At 70.2% G+C, this 17676-nt stretch carries 18 protein-coding genes and 1 pseudogene; 6 read left to right on the top strand and 13 right to left on the bottom strand.

The annotated features are described in order from the left end of the window. The 4 genes from hisH to hisD are packed head-to-tail and all read right to left on the bottom strand — an operon-like array spanning position 1 to position 3711. Positions 1–633 carry an imidazole glycerol phosphate synthase subunit HisH gene (gene hisH / locus G6N24_RS07185; protein ID WP_085159658.1) on the bottom strand — a complete coding sequence of 211 codons (633 nt, stop codon included), beginning with the start codon at positions 631–633 and terminating at the stop codon, positions 1–3. Next, positions 630–1250 carry an imidazoleglycerol-phosphate dehydratase HisB gene (hisB, locus tag G6N24_RS07180; protein WP_085159655.1) on the bottom strand — a complete coding sequence of 207 codons (621 nt, stop codon included), beginning with the start codon at positions 1248–1250 and terminating at the stop codon, positions 630–632. Before hisB ends, hisH begins: the two co-directional genes overlap by 4 nt. Further along, positions 1247–2401, bottom strand: a complete 1155-nt coding sequence (locus G6N24_RS07175; protein ID WP_085159653.1) for a histidinol-phosphate transaminase — start codon at positions 2399–2401, stop codon at positions 1247–1249. The genes hisB and G6N24_RS07175 overlap by 4 nt, the downstream gene beginning before the upstream one ends. After that, positions 2398–3711 (bottom strand): histidinol dehydrogenase, encoded by a 1314-nt coding sequence (hisD, locus tag G6N24_RS07170; protein ID WP_139822354.1) that lies wholly within the window; start codon positions 3709–3711, stop codon positions 2398–2400. Before hisD ends, G6N24_RS07175 begins: the two co-directional genes overlap by 4 nt. A 77-nt stretch (positions 3712–3788) precedes the next feature. Here hisD and G6N24_RS07165 point away from each other — a divergent pair, with 77 nt between their 5' ends. Continuing rightward, entirely contained in the window at positions 3789–4211 is a 423-nt protein-coding gene (locus G6N24_RS07165; protein WP_085159759.1) for a nitroreductase family deazaflavin-dependent oxidoreductase, read from the top strand. A 453-nt stretch (positions 4212–4664) separates the two neighbouring features. On the opposite strand, the gene G6N24_RS24285 is transcribed toward G6N24_RS07165, so the two are convergent. After that, complete coding sequence (locus G6N24_RS24285) at positions 4665–4934, bottom strand: hypothetical protein (protein WP_232070710.1); 270 nt, start codon at positions 4932–4934, stop codon at positions 4665–4667. A 53-nt stretch (positions 4935–4987) separates the two neighbouring features. On the opposite strand from G6N24_RS24285, the gene G6N24_RS24280 reads away from it, so the two are divergent. Further along, on the top strand, positions 4988–5209 hold the full coding sequence (locus G6N24_RS24280; protein ID WP_232070709.1) for a hypothetical protein: 222 nt from the start codon (positions 4988–4990) through the stop codon (positions 5207–5209). Positions 5210–5254: 45 nt separating this feature from the next. Here the strand turns inward: G6N24_RS24280 and G6N24_RS24275 are convergent, their stop codons facing one another. Further along, positions 5255–5506 carry an alcohol dehydrogenase catalytic domain-containing protein gene (locus G6N24_RS24275; protein ID WP_232070778.1) on the bottom strand — a complete coding sequence of 84 codons (252 nt, stop codon included), beginning with the start codon at positions 5504–5506 and terminating at the stop codon, positions 5255–5257. Between G6N24_RS24275 and G6N24_RS07155 the strand changes: the two genes are divergently transcribed. Together G6N24_RS07155 and G6N24_RS07150 are read left to right on the top strand one after the other, a co-directional pair. Further along, the gene (locus tag G6N24_RS07155; RefSeq protein WP_232070862.1) at positions 5468–5902 is read left to right on the top strand and encodes an LmrA/YxaF family transcription factor; all 435 of its coding nucleotides are present in this window, start codon (positions 5468–5470) and stop codon (positions 5900–5902) included. The two genes, G6N24_RS24275 and G6N24_RS07155, sit on opposite strands and share 39 nt — an antisense overlap. 55 nt (positions 5903–5957) lie before the next feature. Further along, positions 5958–6680: a trimeric intracellular cation channel family protein gene (locus G6N24_RS07150; RefSeq protein ID WP_085159649.1), complete on the top strand. Its 723-nt coding sequence runs from the start codon at positions 5958–5960 to the stop codon at positions 6678–6680. 14 nt (positions 6681–6694) lie between these two features. Here the strand turns inward: G6N24_RS07150 and nadC are convergent, their stop codons facing one another. From nadC to nadA, 3 genes are all read right to left on the bottom strand, one after another. Further along, on the bottom strand, positions 6695–7552 hold the full coding sequence (nadC, locus tag G6N24_RS07145; protein WP_085159647.1) for a carboxylating nicotinate-nucleotide diphosphorylase: 858 nt from the start codon (positions 7550–7552) through the stop codon (positions 6695–6697). Between the two features lie 61 nt (positions 7553–7613). Then, entirely contained in the window at positions 7614–9209 is a 1596-nt protein-coding gene (locus G6N24_RS07140) for an L-aspartate oxidase (RefSeq protein ID WP_085159645.1), read from the bottom strand. Continuing rightward, entirely contained in the window at positions 9206–10255 is a 1050-nt protein-coding gene (nadA, locus tag G6N24_RS07135) for a quinolinate synthase NadA (RefSeq protein WP_163745442.1), read from the bottom strand. The genes G6N24_RS07140 and nadA overlap by 4 nt, the downstream gene beginning before the upstream one ends. 48 nt (positions 10256–10303) lie before the next feature. On the opposite strand from nadA, the gene G6N24_RS07130 reads away from it, so the two are divergent. After that, on the top strand, positions 10304–11026 hold the full coding sequence (locus tag G6N24_RS07130) for an NUDIX hydrolase (RefSeq protein ID WP_163745441.1): 723 nt from the start codon (positions 10304–10306) through the stop codon (positions 11024–11026). A 334-nt stretch (positions 11027–11360) separates the two neighbouring features. Next, positions 11361–12701, top strand: a complete 1341-nt coding sequence (locus G6N24_RS07125; RefSeq protein ID WP_085161382.1) for a lipase family protein — start codon at positions 11361–11363, stop codon at positions 12699–12701. Here the strand turns inward: G6N24_RS07125 and G6N24_RS07120 are convergent. The 4 genes and pseudogenes from G6N24_RS07120 to G6N24_RS07105 all read right to left on the bottom strand — a co-directional run bounded on the left by G6N24_RS07120 (position 12683) and on the right by G6N24_RS07105 (position 17570). Next, entirely contained in the window at positions 12683–13372 is a 690-nt protein-coding gene (locus G6N24_RS07120) for a DUF2567 domain-containing protein (protein ID WP_139822454.1), read from the bottom strand. The two genes, G6N24_RS07125 and G6N24_RS07120, sit on opposite strands and share 19 nt — an antisense overlap. Continuing rightward, entirely contained in the window at positions 13369–13602 is a 234-nt protein-coding gene (gene bsaP / locus G6N24_RS07115; RefSeq protein ID WP_179963473.1) for a biotin synthase auxiliary protein BsaP, read from the bottom strand. Before bsaP ends, G6N24_RS07120 begins: the two co-directional genes overlap by 4 nt. Continuing rightward, positions 13602–14651 carry a biotin synthase BioB gene (gene bioB, locus G6N24_RS07110; protein ID WP_085161376.1) on the bottom strand — a complete coding sequence of 350 codons (1050 nt, stop codon included), beginning with the start codon at positions 14649–14651 and terminating at the stop codon, positions 13602–13604. Before bioB ends, bsaP begins: the two co-directional genes overlap by 1 nt. 148 nt (positions 14652–14799) lie before the next feature. Further along, positions 14800–17570 (bottom strand): annotated as a pseudogene (locus G6N24_RS07105) (PE family protein). Positions 17571–17676 lie beyond the last annotated feature (106 nt).

Raw genomic sequence — 17676 nt, 5'->3', positions numbered from 1 at the left:
TTAAAGCCCTTCGACCCAGTTGCTCAGCACGGCCGCCCCTGCGTCCCCGCTCTTCTCCGGGTGAAACTGGGTGGCCGACAGCGGTCCGTCTTCGACCGCCGCCAGAAACGGCACCCGATGGGTGGCCCACGTCAGCAGCGCCTCGGATGACCCGGCCCAGCGCCGCGCGGCATAGGAGTGCACGAAGTAGAACCGGTCGTCGGGGCCCAAGCCTTTGAACAACGAGCTGCCGGGAGCCGCCCGCACCACGTTCCAGCCCATGTGCGGGATCACCGGGGCATCCAGGCGGGTGACCGCGCCCGGCCACTGGCCGCAGCCTTTGGTCTCCACCCCGAATTCGACACCCCGGGCGAACAAGATCTGCATGCCGACGCAGACCCCCAGCACCGGCCGTCCGGCCGCGACTCGCTCGGCGATGATGCGCTCCCCCGCGATTTTCCGCAGGCCCGTCATGCAAGCCTCGAATGCGCCGACCCCGGGAACCACCAGCCCGTCGGCCGCCAGCGCCGCCCCCGCGTCGGCGGTCACCTCGACCGAGGCGCCCACCCGCTGCAGAGCGCGCTGTGCCGATCGCAGGTTGCCCGACCCGTAGTCCAAGACGACCACCGATTTTTGCCGAAAAGGGCTTGTCACAGAACACCTTTGGTGGACGGCACACCCGACACCCGCGGATCGGGTTCGACGGCCTGACGCAGCGCGCGGGCCACGGCCTTGTACTGCGCTTCGGTGATGTGGTGCGGGTCACGCCCATACAGGACGCGCACGTGCAGCGCGATGCGGGCGTTGGCGGCCAGCGATTCGAACACGTGCCGGTTGATGACGGTGTGGTAGGGCACCGAGCTTCCGGCAATGGTGGTGTGCTGCAGGTGATCCGGTTCGCCGGTGTGCACACAGTAGGGCCGGCCGGACACGTCGACGGCCGCGTGGGCCAGCGTCTCGTCCATCGGGATGAAAGCGTCCCCGAACCGGCGGATGCCCTTCTTGTCGCCCAGGGCCTGCCCCAGGGCCATGCCCAGCGCGATCGCGGTGTCCTCGATGGTGTGATGCGCCTCGATCTCGACATCGCCCTTGGTGCGCACGGTCAGGTCGAAGCTGGCGTGACTGCCCAGCGCCGTCAACATGTGGTCGTAGAACGGGACACCGGTGTCGACGTCGACCTGGCCGGTGCCGTCGAGGTCGAGTTCGACGACGATGTCGGATTCACGCGTGCGGCGCTCGATACGCGCGCTGCGGCTCACGGTGGTTGTCACGATGCTCCTACGGGGCTGGGGGTGGCTGGGACCAATTCGGTGGCAGCGATCCGGGCGCTCGCTCGCAGGAACGCGTCGTTTTCGTTGGCCAGTCCGGTGGTGGCGCGCAGGTAGCCGGGGATGCCGACGTCTCGGATCAGGATGCCGGCGTCCAGGTAACGCTGCCAGGCGACCGGCGCGTCGGCGAACTTCCCGAACAGCACGAAGTTCGCGTCGCTCGGGATGACTCGAAAGCCCATGCCGGTCAACGCGGTTGTCACCCGCTCGCGTTCGCCGATCAGCGTGGCCACACTGCCCAGGGTGTCGTCGGCGTGCCGCAACGCGGCCCGGGCCGCGGCCTGAGTGACCGACGACAGGTGATACGGCAGCCGCACCAGCAGCATGGCCTCAACCAAAGCCGGCGTGGCGATCAGGTACCCCAGCCTGCCGCCAGCGAAGGCAAACGCCTTGCTCATGGTGCGGGTGACCACCAGTTTGGTCGGATACTCCTCGATCAGGGCCACCGCGCTGGAACGCGACGAGAACTCACCGTAAGCCTCGTCGACGATCAAGATTCCGGGCACGACGTCGAGCAGCTTGCGCAGATCCGGAAGCGAAACACTTTGTCCGGAGGGGTTGTTGGGACTGGCGATGAATACGACGTCCGGGTTGCGTTCCGCCACCACGGCGACTGCGCTATCGATGTCGAGGCTGAAGTCGTCGGCGCGCACGGTCTCGATCCACTCGGTGTGCGTGCCGTCGGAGATGATCGGATGCATCGAATAGGACGGGACAAACCCGATCGCGGTGCGCCCCGGCCCGCCGAACGCCTGCAGCAGCTGCTGCAGGATCTCATTGGAACCGTTTGCTGCCCAAACGTTTTCGACACCAACCCGGGTCCCGGTCTGTACGGTCAGGTAGGCGGCCAAATCGGCGCGCAGCGCCACCGCGTCCCGGTCGGGATAACGGTGCAAATCGACGGCCACCTCCCGTACCGACCGCACGACGTCGTCGACCAGCGCCTTGGTGGGCGGGTGCGGATTCTCGTTGGTGTTCAGCCGCACGGGAACCGTCAATTGCGGTGCACCATAGGGCGATTTGCCGCGCAGGTCGTCACGCAGCGGCAGGTCATCCAGCGTGGCTCGCCGTTCGGATGGCCGAGGTCCCGTCATCGCTCGAACCTCCGCCGGACCGCCTCGCCGTGGGCCGGCAGGTCTTCGGCCTGGGCCAACGTAATCACGTGCCCCGAGACGTCTTTGAGGGCCGCCTCGGTGTAGTCGACGACGTGGATGCCGCGCAGGAAGGTCTGCACCGACAGGCCGCTGGAATGCCGGGCGCAGCCCGCGGTCGGCAGCACGTGGTTGGACCCGGCGCAGTAGTCGCCGAGGCTGACCGGCGACCATGGACCGACGAAAATGGCCCCGGCCGAACGTATCCGGCCGGCGACATCCGCCGCGTCGACGGTCTGGATCTCCAGATGCTCTGCGGCATAAGCGTTCACGACTTTGACGCCGGCGTCGAGGTCGTCAACCAGGATGATCGCCGACTGGCGTCCAGTCAGCGCGGCCGTCACCCGCTCGCGGTGCACCGTGGTCTGCAGCTGGGCGGCCAGCTCGGTATCGGTGGCGTCGGCCAGGTCCACGCTCGGGGTGACCAGCACGCTGGCGGCCAACTCGTCGTGCTCGGCCTGACTGATCAGGTCGGCGGCCACATGCGCCGGATCGGCGCTGTGGTCGGCCAGGATGGCGATCTCGGTGGGCCCGGCTTCGGCGTCGATGCCCACCTGCGAGCGACACAGCCGCTTGGCGGCGGTGACGTAGACGTTGCCCGGCCCGGTGATCATGTCGACGGGCGGCAGATCCGCGCCGTCGGTGTCGGTGCCGCCGTAGGCCAGCAACGCCACCGCCTGTGCCCCGCCGACGGCCCACACCTCCTCGACGCCGAGCAACCGGGCCGCGGCCAGGATGGTTGGGTGCGGCACACCGTCGAACTGGACCTGCGGCGGGCTGGCGACCACCAGCGAGTCGACACCGGCGACTTGGGCCGGCACCGCGTTCATCACCACGCTGGACGGGTACACCGCGTTGCCGCCGGGCACATACAGCCCCACCCGCTGGACCGGCACCCAGCGTTCGGTGACCGAAGCGCCCGGGCCGAGCTTGGTGGTGACCTCGGTGCGGCGCTGGTCGGCGTGTACGGCGCGGGTGCGCTCGATCATCACCTGCAGCGCCTCCCGGACGTCGTTGTCCAGGCCGGCCAGCGCCACCTCCGACGTCGCCTCGGGCACTCGCACGGCCCCCGGCCGCACGCCGTCGAACGACGCACTGAATTCCAGCGCCGCCTCGGCCCCGCGCTCGGCTACGGCCTGCACGATCGGCCGCACCGTCGGCAGCACGGTCTCCACGTCGGCGGCGCCGCGCGGCAGCGCGGCGCGCAACCGGGCAGCAGTCAACTCCGCGCCCCGCAAGTCAATGCGGGCCATCGGCCCAGGCGGTGAGGTCACGTGGCCCATTGTCCCAGAGCAACTCAAGTCAATATCCGACCGGTAGTGTGGCCCACATGTCCGCCAAGGATCACCCCAACAACGCCCCGGGCATCCCGATGGTGTATCCCCCGTGGTTCGAGAACATTCAGGTCAAGTACGTCAACCCGGCGCTCAAACCGATCGCGCGCTACCTACCCGGAACGGCGACCATCGAGCACCGCGGTCGCAAGTCGGGCAAGCCGTACCGGACCATCGTGACCACCTACCGCAAGGGCAACCGGCTGTCGATCGCGCTGGGCCACGGCAAAACGGACTGGGTCAAGAACGTGCTGGCCGCCGGCGAGGCCGACGTGCACTACACCCGTCGCAAGCTGCACATCACCAATCCACGGATTCTGCCCGCCGGCTCCCCCGACGGCTCGGACGCTCAAGGGCTGCCATGGCTGGTGCGCGTGCAACTGCGCCGGATGGCGGTTCTTGTCGCCGACATCGACTAGTTGTGCGGGTCGGTAACGCGCTGGTCGGGGTGTTGGGTTGATCAGGTTGTTGGGATCGTGGGGTGTGCCCGATGGTTTCGATGATGGTGGTTTGCTCGAGCTTGACCCCGCTGTGCGGGTAGATCCTCAATTCTTTGGCGCCGAAGCCGCTGGTGGACAGGGCGTTTCGGCTGTTCGGCCGGGATCACCAGGGTCGCCGCCACGGGTGCCGCCGCGGCGACCCGCCACCGGACCGGCCAGCATTGCGGCCCGCTGACCCGCCCGTCGATTCCCGGGCGCCTGAACACACGAGTCTGCATCCAAGACGCCCAGTCTGCGCCCAGCGTGCCGCGGACCGCGATTTCGTCGCCCTCAGCGCAGACTGAACACCTCACCCGGGGTCGGGCAACGCCGGACCCCGGGAACCGTTACCGACCCGCGCTCGCTAGGCCCTGGTGAAGACGGTCTTGCCGGTCATCGCCGACCAGACCGAAGGGGGTCCTCCCACCCAACGACGCGGTCGACGGCCGGCGACAGGTCCAGTCCGTTGGCGAGCAGTTCGGGCACGTGCGGGATGACCTCCCGCGCATTGACCCGCCCGGTGACGAATCGCACGCCACGGGTGTACATCGCGAGCAACGGCACCTCGACCGTCGGTTGGTAGTAGACCCCGGTGTCGGTGCACACTCCGTCGGGCCAGGTGGCACGCAGCGTCGCGGCCAGCAACGCCGGATTGGCAGACACGTGTGCGCCGTGACCGGATACCGGCCCCAGGACTTGTCCGGCTTGTCCCGGTCATGGACCGCCGCGCCGAGCTTTTCGGCGGCGGCCAGCCGCCGCTCATCGGTGTCGACGTAGTCGACATGGGCCCCCAGCGCCGCCCCGAAGGCCGCCACGTACAGCCCGATCGACAGCCGGCCGACCACCAGGGCGCGGCGCTCGGCCGGTTCCAATGTGGCCAGTTGCGCCCGGTAGCGACCTTGCCGCCTTGGATCGGGATCAGCATCGCGTCGGCGTAGGGCACGAGCACGAGGTCCGACATGAACCCGCCCCATCCAGACCGGCTATCGGGCCATCCCGTAAGTCGCCATCAACGGCACCGACCCGCATGAACCGGTGACGCCGCGGCGACATTCGCGGCAGGTTCCGCAGCTGATCTGAAAGGGCACGACGACCCGGTCACCCACCCGGACGTCTCTCACGTCGTCGCCAAGCGCGACGACCTCGGCCAGTCCCTCGTGACCGACCGCATACCCCGGCGGCAACGGCCCCCGGCCGTGGCAGAGCGCGACGTCAAGATCGCAAAAGGCCACCATCAGCGGCCGCACCAGCGCCTGCCCGGGCGCAGTGATCGCCGGGTCGGGCACCTCGCGCCATGCGTAGCCCGGCGTCGGTGGATCGATCTGCTCGCGGCGGGACTAACCGGCGACCAGCGCGACGGCTGCCCCATCGAGCCGATCGCCACCGAGTCGGTGAACGCCAGCCCGGAGGTCCGCGCAGCCTCGGCGCGTGCCTTCGCGGGCTGGTGCGCGGCGATCGGGGACCGGCTGCGCCTGGAGGGCTGGCCCCCGGCGGAGGCGGAACAGGTTGGCATCGCGGTGATCTCGTTGATCGAGGGGGCGTTGATCCTCTCCCGCGTCGCCGGTGACACGGCCGCGCTCGACGCCGCCAAACCCGCGGCGCGTGCGCTCCTGCGCCGCCAAAGCGGGTAACACGTGATAAACGTAGTGGCGTGCCACTCTTGACGGCTCCTATCGCGCGATCGCGTTGACCGGCACGGTTGGTGAGTTTCTCCGGGTGGTCGACCTCACCGGGGTCTTCGGCAATGCGGTGCTCGGCGGGATCGTGGCACGGGAGCAGCGGATGGATCCCGTCGGATTTGCTGCGTTGGCAACGTTGTCCGGCCTCGGCGGCGGGCTCATCCGCGACACGCTGCTGCAACACGGCCCCCCAGTGGCGCTGACCGACTACTTGTATGCGATTGCCGCGATCGCGGGAGCGATCGTCGCCTTCCTCGCGCCGGTGCACGACCGGATCTGGGGCCTGACCTTCCCGGTGGTAGACGCGCTAGCCCTGGGTTGCTGGGCGGCCGCGGGGGCGCAAAAAACCCTGGACGTCGGCCTGGGCTGGCTGCCGGCGGTGCTGTTGGGCACCATCACCGCGGTCGGCGGCGGCGCGCTGCGGGACCTGACCGTGCGACGAGTTCCCCAGATCTTCGGCGGCAACACGCTCTATGCCACCTGCGCCGTCGCGGCCAGCTTTGTGGCGGTCGTCTTCAGCTATAGCGGGCAAGCGCCAGCGGGCACGGTGGTGGCGACCTGCGTCGGTGCCGGGCTCTGCCTGCTCGCGCGCTGGCGCGGTTGGCAGTTATGGCAGGGCTTGGCGTGGGAATACGCGATTCAGCGTCCGCCGGGTAAGCGCTGGCCGAGGATCAACGTAAGGGTTGACCGCACGGCTGCCCCAGGTCCCGAGCATTCGGACGAAGACTGAGGAGACATCCAGACCTACATGTCCAGGCCAATATCGAGAACCCGTACCGAGTGGGTCAACGCACCGACGGCAAGGTAGTCCACACCGGTCGCGGCATACGCCGCCGCGGTATCCAGGGTGAGCCCGCCGGAAGACTCCAGTTTGACGGCGGGCGCGCGGGCGTCCCGACGCTGGACGGCCATCTGCGTCTGCCACACCGGGAAGTTGTCCAGCAGGATCAGCTCGGGCTCTTCGACCAGCACGTCGTCAAGCTGCTCGAGTGAGTCCACCTCGACCTCGCATGGCAGCTCCGGTGCGGCGGCCCGCACCGCCCGCAACGCCGCGACCACCGATCCGGCTGCCGCCACATGGTTGTCCTTGATCAACGCGGCGTCACCCAGGCCCAGCCGGTGGTTGAGGCCACCGCCGACGCGAACCGCATATTTCTGCAGAGCACGCAGGCCGGGCAGCGTTTTGCGGGTATCCCGAATTTGCGCCTTGGTGCCGCGCACTGCGTCGACCCACGCCGCCGTCGCGGTGGCGATTCCCGACAGGTGGCAAACCAGGTTCAGCATGGTGCGCTCCGCGGTCAGCAATCCGCGCGTCTGGGCCTCCACCGTCAGCAGCGGCGCACCCCGCTGCACCCGCGCGCCCTCCTCGACCCGGTCCAACACCCGATAGCCGGTGGCGCCGAGGACCTCGTCGAGCACCATCAGCACGACGTCCAATCCGGCGATCACGCCGGGTTCCCGGGGAACCATCGACGCGGTGGTCAGCACACCGGCGGGCACCGTCGCCAACGTGGTGACGTCGGGGCCGTAGCGAAGATCCTCATCGAGACCGCGTCGAATGGTGTCTCGCACGGCGGCCAGCTCGCAGTCGGACAATTGCATTAGCGCCGCTCTCCCCCGCAAAGCGGGAGGTGCCGCCACTGCATCGTCGCCGGCGCGGGCATCAGCCGACCGCCGCCAGCGCCTCCACCAGCACGGCCTGGTGGTCGTCAGCCAGCCGGACCACAGTGCTTCGCGCTTGGTCGGCCGCGGCACCCGGGTACTCCGCGCGGTGGTGACAGCCGCGGCTTTCGTTGCGGGCCAGGGCCGCGACCGCCACCGCACGGGCGGTCAGCGTCAACGCGACGTCCTCGAAGTCGCGACGGGCCGCCACGTCACGAACCGGCGCCGCCGACAGTGCGTCGGACAATCGCTGCAGCCCCACGGCGTCGCGGACCACCGAGGCGAACCGGCTCATCGCGCGTTGCAGCTCGCGGCGCGTCGGCGCAGCGTGGGCAATCGGCTCGGGCAACACCGCGCGGCGACGCCCGGCCACCGCCGCGTGCTCCGCCGCGGCCCTTCCGGCGCGACCACCCACCACCAAGCCTTCCAGCAGGCTGTTCGAGGCCAGCCGGTTGGCACCGTGCATGCCGGTGCGGGCCACCTCGCCGGCGGCGTACAACCCGATCAGCTCGGTTTGGCCGTACACATCGGTGACGATGCCGCCACAGCTGTAGTGCGCTCCCGGAACAACCGGGATGGGTTGCCGGACCGGGTCGATTCCGGCGCTCCGGCACGCCGCGGTGACGGTCGGAAACCGCGACTCGAAGCCCTCGATGCCACGGGCGTCGAGGTAAACACACGGATCGCCCGTCGCCTTCAACCGCGCGTCGATGGCGGCCGCGACGACGTCGCGCGGCGCCAGGTCGCCCATCGGATGAACGCCGGCAGTGATCGAATTGCCTTGCCTGTCAAGCAATGTCGCACCCTCACCGCGAATTGCCTCGGTGATCAGCGGCCGGCGGCCGCCGGCACAACGTCCGCGGCCGTCGAACAGCATCGTCGGGTGGAACTGGACGAACTCGAGATCGCTGACCGCGACGCCGGCCCACAGCCCCAACGCGATGCCGTCGGCGGTGGAGCCGCCTGGATTGGTGGTGTCGCTGTAGAGATGCCCGAGCCCGCCGGTGGCCACCACCACCGACGGTGCGCTGATGACACCCGATCCGTCGGGATTGACGGCAAGCACCCCGGTCACCGCGATCCCGTCGTGCAGCACTCGCAGGGCCACGTGGCTGGTGCGGATGTCCAGCACGCCGGCCGCATGGTCGAGCACCCGCTGGACCTCGGCGCCGGTGGCGTCGCCGCCCGCGTGCACGATGCGCCGCCGGGAGTGCCCACCTTCGCGCGTCAGCGCCCAGCGGCCTGGGGCCGACTCGTCGAACCGCGCCCCGTCGCCGACCAATTCAGCCACCGCGCGGTAGCCGTCGGCGACGATCGAGTACACCGCGTCTGGATCGCACATACCCGCGCCAGCGGCCAGGGTGTCGGCGACGTGAGCGTCGATCGAATCCCCGTCTTCCGGGTTGTCGGGCAGCACCACCGCGATGCCGCCTTGCGCGTAGTGCGTCGCGGTCGCCCCGCACCGCCTGTCCGCCTTGCTGAGCACGACGACCCTGCGCCCGGCGCGATGGGCTGCGAGCGCGGCCGCCAATCCGGCGACGCCGGTCCCGATCACGACGACGTCGGCCGCATCCCGCCAAGCGGGACCGGCGTTCATTCGCCGCCGCCCGGCTGCCCGATTTCGATCATTCGCTGCACACTGCGGCGGCCGGCCGCTGCGATTTCCGGATCGACGTGGACCTCGTCGGCCCCCGCTACCAGGCAACGCAACAAGGCCGCGGGGGTGATCATCTTCATGTACCTGCACGACGCGCGGTCATTGACCGCGCGGAAGTCGACACCCGGTGCCGCTCGGCGCAGCTGATACAACATGCCGACCTCGGTGGCGACCAGAACCCTGCGCGCGCGCGTCTCGTGTGCCGCATCAAGCATGCCGCCGGTGGACAGGATCTTCACCCGGTCCGCCGGGAAGGCGCCTTCGCCAGCGAGGTACAACGCCGAAGTAGCACAACCACATTCGGGGTGTACAAACAGCTCGGCATCGGGGTGCAAGCGGGCCTGATCGGCGAGCTCGTCGCCGTTGATCCCGGCATGCACGTGGCATTCGCCGGCCCAGACATGCAGGTTCTTGCGGCCGGTCACGCGGCGGACGTGGGCGCCGAGGAACTGGTCCGGGCAGAAAAGCACCTCGCGATCGGGGTCGATGGACTGCACCACTTCGACCGCGTTGGACGACGTGCAGCAGATGTCGGTGAGCGCCTTCACCGCCGCCGTGGTGTTGACGTAGGAGACGACGACAGCATCGGGATGGTCTTGCTTCCACGCACGCAGCTCGTCGGGGGTGATCGAGTCGGCCAGCGAGCAGCCGGCCCGCTGATCCGGAATCAGGACGGTCTTGTGCGGGCTGAGAATCTTGGCGGTCTCGGCCATGAAGTGCACGCCACAGAACACGATGGTGTCTTCGGGCGCCTCGGCGGCGATGCGTGACAGCGCCAGCGAATCCCCCACGTGGTCGGCGACGTCCTGGATGGCCGGCAGTTGGTAGTTGTGCGCCAGCACGGTGGCGCCACGCAAGCGCGCCAGTCGGCGGACCTCGGCGGCCCACTGCTCGTCGCCGTCCACCCCCGTGTAGCCGGTAGGCGTGTTGACGATGCGGTCCGTCATGTCGTCCGCGAGCCGGTCCGTGCGATCCAAAATCGTCATGGCCGCTCCTTTCGCGCGCGAGGAGGTTTTCGACTTATAATCGAAAACATGCCCAATGGTAGCACCGCTCACGAAGTGCTCGCGGTCGTGTTCCAGGTCCGCGAGGTTACGGGGCAGATTAAGGGGGGCTCTCAAACAGAAAAACCACAACTTAACGTGCTGTTATGGGAACGCGCCCGGGAGCCGCAACGGGGCGCTTGGTCGCTGCCGGGCGGGCGGCTGCGCAACGACGAGGACATGACCACCTCGGTTCGGCGCCAACTCGCCGAGAAGGTCGACTTGCGAGAGTTGGCACACCTGGAACAGCTCGCGGTGTTCTCCGACCCGCACCGGGTGCCGGGCACCCGGGTGATCGCATCGACCTTCCTTGGGCTGGTGCCCTCCCCCGCCACCCCCGAACTGCCCCCGGACACCCGCTGGCACCCGGTAAGTTCCCTGCCACCGATGGCATTTGACCACGGCCCGATGGTGACCCACGCCCGGGCCAGACTGATCGCCAAGATGTCGTACACCAACATCGGATTCGCCTTGGCGCCAAGAGAATTCGCGCTCTCCGCGCTGCGCGATATCTATGGCGCAGCGCTGGGCTATCAGGTCGATGCGACCAACCTGCAGCGGGTGCTAGCCCGTCGCAATGTCATCGTCCAGACGGGGACTATCGCGCAGTCCGGCCGCAGCGGCGGTCGCCCGGCGGCGTTGTACCGCTTCACCGATTCCCAGCTGCGGGTCACCGACGAATTCGCGGCACTTCGACCTCCCGGCCAGCCTTAAACCCGTTCGAAAGTACTGTCGCAGCGCTCAACGTTATGGCCCTCGTATCACATCCGGGCGGAGCACTTGTTTTCGATTCTTCGAACTCGCTGTCAGATACCTGCCAATTTGTGGGATAACGCGCCGAATGTGACGCGCCGCACGCCGCGCCCGAATTCCGATTTGGCGTCGATGACGGTAAATTGCATAAGAGTCAGATAAGACTGCATAAGACTTGGTTAAGAGGCGCTGGCCGCCGATGAGGTGCCGGCGCCGAAGTGTGACTAGGCTACCTGCGCGTTTCATTCGGGATCGTTCGGGCGCGAGGATGCCGGTGGCCACGAAGGGAGCCTCAATGGTGGAGCTCGGCAATCTGGCGGGGGCGCGCGCCGCGGAGTGGATAGGCCGCCCGCCGCACGAGGAGTTGCAGCGCAAGGTACGCCCGCTGCTGCCGTCGGACGACCCGTTCTACCAGCCGCCGCTCGGCTACCACCATGCCCAGCCCGGTACGGTGCTGCGCTCGCGCGACGTTGAGCTGGCGTTTTTGGGTCTCATACCGCAGCGCCTCAGTGCGACCCAGTTGCTGTACCGGACGATGGACATGAACGGCAACCCCGAGGCGGCGGTCACCACAGTGATCGTCCCGGCCGACTTGACTCCCGAAAAGCCCGTGCCGCTGCTGTCCTACCAGTGCGCGATCGACGCCATGGCATCGCGCTGTTTTCCGTCCTATGCGCTGCGGCGCAGGGCCAAGGCGCTCGGGTCACTGACGCAGCTCGAGCTCCTGCTGATCACCGCCGCACTCGCCGAGGGTTGGGCGGTCTCGGTACCGGACCACGAAGGGCTGCAGGGGCTGTGGGGCACACCCTACGAACCCGGCTACCGCGTCCTGGACGGCATCCGCGCCGCCTTGGGTTCAGAGCGCCTAGGTCTGTCCGAGTCGGCGCCGATCGGCCTGTGGGGGTATTCCGGCGGCGGGCTGGCCAGCGCCTGGGCGGCCGAGGTATCCGGCGGGTACGCACCTGAGCTCGACATCGTCGGGGTCGTGCTGGGCTCCCCCGTCGGCGACTTGGGCCACACGTTCCGCAGGCTCAACGGCACCTTGCTGACTGGTCTTCCGGCGCTGATGGTGGCCGCGCTCGCACACGCCTATCCCGGCCTGGAGCGGGTGATCAAAGAGCACACCAACGAAGAGGGTCGCGAGCTGCTCAAGCGGCTGGAGACCATGACGACGGCGGAAGCCGTCCTGCGCGTGGCGAACAGGGACTTGGGCGACTTTCTCGACAAACCGCTCGAGGACATCCTGTCAACGCCGGAGGTTGTGCGTGTCTTCGCCGACATCAAGCTTGGCGCCTCAGTGCCGACACCGCCGGTGTTGATCGTGCAAGCCGTGCACGACTACCTCATCGCCGTCGACGACATCGACGCGCTGGCCGACGCGTATTCGGCCGGCGGCGCCCAGGTCACCTACCATCGGGACGCCTTCAACGAACATATCTGCCTGCACCCGCTGTCCGCCCCGATGACACTTCGCTGGCTCACCGACCGGTTCGAGCGCCGACCGCTGACCGACCATCTGATCAGGACCACGTGGCCGACCATGTTCAATCCGATGACCTACATCGGGATGGCTCGACTGGTCAAGATCGCGGCCAAGGTCATCACTGGCAGGAAGCTTCACCGCCGCCCGCTGTGACGCCCGGCTGTGGACACGGCGGCTTCCGCGGCTTCGGGCGTCACGGCCAGCGGCTTCGACGACGCGTCGACCGGCGGGTAGCCGCCCAGGTCATCGCGTGCGTTACCGGCCGCGAGCAAGGCATATACCAGTGCGGCGGCGGCGGCCGGCGACAGCAGGGTGGCGGCCACCAGCGATGGCCGGCGGTCGAAAAAGACCGGCGGTGCCTGGGTGACATAGGCCAGCTTGTGGTCGGCTCCCGATAGCGCTACCACGTCGAAATCCAACGCGCCGTAACGCAGCCGAACCAACACGGCCCCCACTGCCGCGGCGGCCGCCGCAGCGGCCACCAAACCGGTCGAGAGCCCGACGACCATGCCCGGCCCCCGGTGTGCCCGCCACTGCCACACCAGCACGGAGGCCACCACCGCCACCACATTCAAGAGCCCGAGCATCAGAAACGGCGCGACGAAGAAGTTGCTGGATTCGGTGCCCAGATAATCGTGCACCCGCTCGCCCGAGCGGGTGAGGGCCACCACCGCGTGGATCGCAGGGGCGATCCACGCCCACAGCGCGCCGACGAGCACACCCGTTGCCGCTAGGCCCAGCGTCACGACGACGATCGCGCGGGAACGCGACGTGTGCGGGGCGCCGGGCGGCCGGGGTTCCGCGGGTTCGGCTTCTTCGGTCACCGCTGCTCCAGGCCGGCGGAGTCCACCTGTCCGTGTCGCGAGCACCGTGCCCACCAGCCGTCGGGGCGAACCTGCACCACCATCCGGCGCCCGCATTGCGCGCAGAACCGCGGCGGCTCAAGCCCCAACTGGGCCGCCGTGGGGTTGGGCGTGCCGGCCAATTCGCCGGTGTAGACGTTGTAGACGCCTGCGGCGACCGGAGCGCCAGGTGTTGCGGCCACGATTCCCACTACAGGCTGGCGTTGAGCGCCTTGATCGGCATCTGGAGGTCTTCGAGCAGTTCCAGATCGGCTTCGGCGGGCCGGCCGAGCGTGGTCAGATAGTTTCCGACGATCACGGCGTTGATGCCGCCCAGGATCCCCCGCTTGGCGCCGAGGTCACCGAGGGTGATCTCGCGACCACCGGCGAACCGCAACATGGTGCGCGGCAACGCCAGCCGGAAGGCGGCCACCGACTTGAGCGCTTCGCCGGCGGGCATCACCTCCAGGTCGCCGAAGGGGGTACCAGGCCGCGGGTTGAGGAAGTTCAGCGGGACCTCGTCGGGGCCGAGCTCGGCCAGCTCGACGGCGAACTCCGCGCGCTGTTCCAGCGTCTCCCCCATCCCGAGGATGCCGCCACAGCACACCTGGATCCCGGCGTCACGCACCATCGACAACGTCTGCCAGCGCTCCTCCCAGGTGTGCGTGGTGACGACGTTGGGGAAGAACGAGCGGGCGGTCTCGAGGTTGTGGTTGTAACGATGCACACCCATCGCCGCGAGCTGGTCGACTTGCTCGGCGGTCAGCATCCCCAGCGAGCAGGCGATGTTGATCTCGACCTCGTCGCGAATCGCCTCGATGCCCGCCGCGACCTGGGCCATGAGCCGGTCGTCGGGTCCGCGGACCGCGGCCACGATGCAGAACTCGGTGGCGCCGGACTTGGCGGTCTGCTTGGCCGCCTCGACCAGGCTGGGAATATCCAGCCAGGCGCTGCGCACCGGTGAGGCAAACAGCCCGGACTGGGAGCAGAAATGGCAATCCTCCGGGCAGCCACCGGTCTTCAGGCTGATGATGCCCTCGACCTCGACCTCGGGCCCGCACCAGCGCATCCGCACCTCGTGGGCCAGCGCCAGCAGTTCCTCGAGCCGGTCGTCGGGCAGCCGCAGCACCCGCAGCACCTGGTCCCGATTCAACCCCTCGCCGCGCTGCAGCACCTGTTCGCGGGCCACCGCCAGAATGTCGGTCTGATTCGCTCCCCTGTGGTCGGCGTCGGTCATCGGTCCAGTAGCCGCCTGCGTCACCAAATGCTCCCCTGGTAATCCTTGCTTTCCGGAAGATCTGCCACAGGCTCATCGCAGCCCGGGCGCGACGGTGTTCAGGCTAGGGTAGCGGCACGCACGCGCACAAACGCCACGTGGCCGAGGCGGGTCGTTGGCCGCACTGCACCGGCTACATCTGCCCGGTGGTCCCGGGCAAGCCCAACACGGTGCCACCGGTGCCGCCGGTGCCGCCGGTCCCGTTGGAAACAACCCCGATCCCGGCGTCACCGCCGTCACCGCCGTTACCGATCAGCTGCGCGTTGCCGCCGTCGCCGCCGTTGCCCCCCTTACCGGCGACGCTCGTGTTCTGCCCGCCGACCCCGCCGGCCCCGCCGCTGCCGATCAGCGCGGCCATGCCGCCGGCGCCGCCGTCGCCGGCGACATTGCTGCCGGCGCCGCCGTTACCGCCGGCGCCGCCGTCGCCAACGAGCAGGGCGCCGCGACCGCCGACCCCGCCGGCCCCGCCGGTGCCGTTCAAACCCAGGGCGCCCTGCCCGCCGGCGCCGCCGGCCCCACCGTTGCCGAACAGCCCGATGGCGGCCCCGCCGGCCCCACCGGCCCCGGCCAGCCCGCCGACGAACCTCTGGCTGTTCCCGCCGGTGCCACCCGCCCCGCCGTCGCCGGCGAGCATGCCGCCGGCCCCGCCGGCCCCGCCGGCGCCGGCGTCGAAGCCGTTGCCGCCGGTGCCACCCGCCCCGCCGGTGCCAAACACCCCAGCATGGCCGCCGGCCCCACCGCTGCCGGCCGGGGTGCCCTGTCCGCCGGTGCCGCCGGCCCCACCGTTGCCGAACAGCCCGATGGCGTTGCCGCCCGCCCCGCCCGCCCCGGCGCCGTTGTTGCTGCTGCCGCCGGCGCCGCCGGCACCGCCGGCGCCGACGAACAGGCCGCCCTGACCGCCCACGCCGCCGGCGCCGCCGCTGGCGGTGCCGCCAGCTCCCTGCCCGCCGGCGCCGCCGTTACCGAACAGCCCGATGGCGTTGCCGCCCGCCCCGCCGGCGCCGCCGGCGCCGGCGAGGATGTCGGTGGAGACCCCGCCGGCGCCGCCGACCCCGCCGTTGCCGACGATTAGGCCGCCGGCGCCGCCGGCGCCGCCGGCCCCTGCTGCCCCGGCGGTGACGCTCCCGCCGGCGCCGCCGGCGCCGCCGTTGCCGAACAGCCCGGCCGCCCCGCCATGGCCGCCGGGCCCGCCCGCGCTCGTGCCCGACCCGCCGTCGCCCCCGTTACCGAACAAGATCCCGCCGTCCCCACCGTTAGCCCCGGTCCCCGGGGCCCCGTCGACACCGTCGCCAATCAGCGGGCGCCCCAACAGCGCCTGGGTGGGCGCGTTGATCACGTTGAGCACCTCCTGTTGCACGACCTGCAGCGGCGAGGTGGCGGCCGCCCCATCACCGGGCAACCCCAACAGGATCCCACCGGTGCCGTCGGCTCCGCGGGTACCGTCGGAAACAACCCCAATCCCGGGGTTACCGCCGGCACCGCCGTTGCCGATCAGCTGGGCGTTGCCGCCATTGCCGCCGTTGCCCCCCGTGCCGGCGGGGTTCAGGTTCTGCCCGCCCACCCCGCCGGCGCCGCCGCTGCCGATCAATCCGGCCGTGCCACCGGCGCCCCCGGCCCCGGCGACCAATCTTCCCACCCCGCCGTTACCGCCGAGGCCGCCGTCGCCAACGAGCAGCGCGCCGCGACCGCCGGCCCCGCCGGTCCCGCCGGTGCCGGCGCCGAACGCGCCCTGCCCACCGGCCCCGCCGGCCCCACCGTTGCCGAACAGCCCACTGGCGGCCCCGCCGGCCCCGCCCGCCCCCCCGGCCCCGGTAGCGTTAATCGGGTTGTTGCCGCCGTTGCCGCCCGCGCCGCCGTCACCGGCGAGCATGCCGCCGGCCCCGCCGTGCCCGCCGGCGCCGCTGCCGGAAGTGCCCTGCGCGCCGGCCCCACCGGCGCCGCCGTCACCGAACAGCCCGGCGTCGCCGCCGGCCCCACCGGCCCCGCCGGTACCGCCGCTCCCGCCGGCGCCGCCGGCCCCGCCGATGCCCGCGAGCATCCCGCCGGCCCCACCAGCCCCCCCGGACCCCCCGGTGCCGCTGCCGCCGCCGGTGGCACCGGCACCGCCTCTGCCGCCGTCGCCGAACAATCCGGCATGGCCACCGGCCCCACCGGACCCACCGGTGCCAGCGCTCGCGGATTGACCGCCCACCCCGCCGGCCCCGCCGTGACCGAACAGCCCGATCGCGTTGCCGCCGGCCCCGCCGGCCCCACTGACTCCAAAGGTCGCGCCGGAGACCCCGCCGGCGCCGCCGGCCCGCCGTTGCCGACGAGTAGCCCGCCGGTGCCGCCGGCGCCGCCGGCCCCGGCCGGGCCAACCCCGCCCACGCTCCCGCCGGCTCCACCGGCGCCGCCGTTACCGAACAACCCGGCCGCCCCGCCATGCCCGCCCGGCCCACCCGCGCTCGTCCCCGACCCCCCGTTGCCCCCGTTACCCCACAAAATCCCGCCGTCCCCACCGTTAGCCCCGGTCCCCGGCGCCCCGTTGGCGCCGTCGCCGATCAGCGGGCGCCCCAACAGCGCCAGCGTGGGCGCGTTGATCGCGTTGAGCACCTGCTGCTCCAGGGCCTGCAGCGGCGAGACGGCGGCCGCCTCGGCAGCGGCATACGAACCCGCGCCCGCGGTCAAGGCCTGCACAAACCCCGCATGGAACGCCGCCGCCTGAGTGCTGAGCGCCTGATAGGCCTGGCCGTGCGCACCAAACAACGCCGCCAGGGCCGCCGACACCTCGTCCTCGGCCGCGGCCAACACCGCCGTCGTCGGGGCCACCGCCGCCGCGTTGGCCGCGCTGATCGTCGAACCGATACTGGTCAGATCGGTCGCTGCCGCCGCCAGCACGTCGGGCGCCACCACCACAAACGACATGACCCTCACCCCTACCCGCTCAGGACAGCCGAGGCCAACGCCCGGTCATCGTCGAAGAATCAGCGCAAACCGATCGTAAGCCCGCCACCGGCTTCACCAGTCGATT

The sequence above is a fragment of the Mycobacterium lacus genome (genome assembly GCF_010731535.1).
Classification (GTDB): domain Bacteria; phylum Actinomycetota; class Actinomycetes; order Mycobacteriales; family Mycobacteriaceae; genus Mycobacterium; species Mycobacterium lacus.
This window is presented reverse-complemented; position numbering and strand designations above follow the sequence as displayed.